The 1,015-nt window shown below is 44.4% G+C and carries 1 protein-coding gene and 1 pseudogene; both read left to right on the forward strand.

Features of this window, described 5'->3' with window-relative positions:
- Positions 1-330 (forward strand): annotated as a pseudogene (locus tag F6K53_RS45435) (ABC transporter ATP-binding protein); the annotation flags it as partial.
- 7 nt (positions 331-337) lie between these two features.
- Positions 338-1,015: ABC transporter permease (locus F6K53_RS45440; RefSeq protein ID WP_293087803.1), on the forward strand; the 678-nt coding region annotated here is incomplete at its 3' end.

Consider the following 1,015-nt stretch of genomic DNA (forward strand, 5'->3'; position numbering starts at 1 on the left):
ACCACCCATCAACTGAATGTGGCCCAAGAAATTGCTGACCGGGTAGCCATTATTCAACAAGGTCAAATCATTGCTCTGGAACCAACTCGCCAGATTATCCAGCGGTTTTCTGGGTCCACCTATGCGATCGCAATCGAAGGCTGCTTAGACCAGGTACGACTCAGCAAACTGGAGGCATTAGGTGGCGTGGTACAAAAGGGAGAAATTCTTTACCCTGGCACACCAGAAGGTCTTTATCAAGTATTGCAAATCCTCAATCCTTTGCCTTTGGTGCAAGTCAAAAAGGATGAGGCTGATTTAACAAAAGTATTCTTAAAACTAGTGGGATAGAAAAGCCATGCTGCAATTGCTCCGGGCTGAATTCAAGCGTACTTGGACTGAGTTTATCCGCTATCCAGTTGAAGCATTTTCCTCCGTCGCCGTCACAACATTCATTTTTTATGGAATGTTTATCAGCGTTCGCTTTGTTGCTGGGCCCCAACTAAGTGTTGGTAATCGAATTGATACCATTGTCGTCGGTTATGTGCTTTGGGTTTTAGTCTTATCTGTTGTTAATGATATTGCCATTACTTTACAAATAGAAGCCCAAACTGGAACCCTAGAACAAGTTTTCCTTTCATCGTTCAGTGCTGCCAAAGTTTTTTTAGCTAGAACTGTCGTTAGTCTGGCCTTACGTCTTATCTTAAATGTCAGTCTATTGCTGCTGATCACTCTCGTAACTGGAAGCCGTCTCAGCTTTCCTCCCAGTTTACTCTTACCTCTGTGTACCTTGTTACTAGGAGCCTACGGTCTTTCCTTCTTGATGGGTGCTTTGGCCTTAGTGTTCAAGCGTGTCGAGCAAGTGTTAGGACTTTTCCAGTTTACGTTCTTGTTTTTGCTAGCCGTGCCTACAGAAACATGGCTGAGCCGATTCCAAGGGTTAAGACTATTGTTACCAATGACAATGGGTGCAGATGGACTGCGCCAAGTGATGGTAAGCAATCAAAGTTTAGATATCTCGGAGTTTGCCCTTGCC

This window comes from Moorena sp. SIO4A1 (assembly GCF_010672065.1).
In the GTDB taxonomy this organism is placed as follows: Bacteria; Cyanobacteriota; Cyanobacteriia; order Cyanobacteriales; family Coleofasciculaceae; genus Moorena.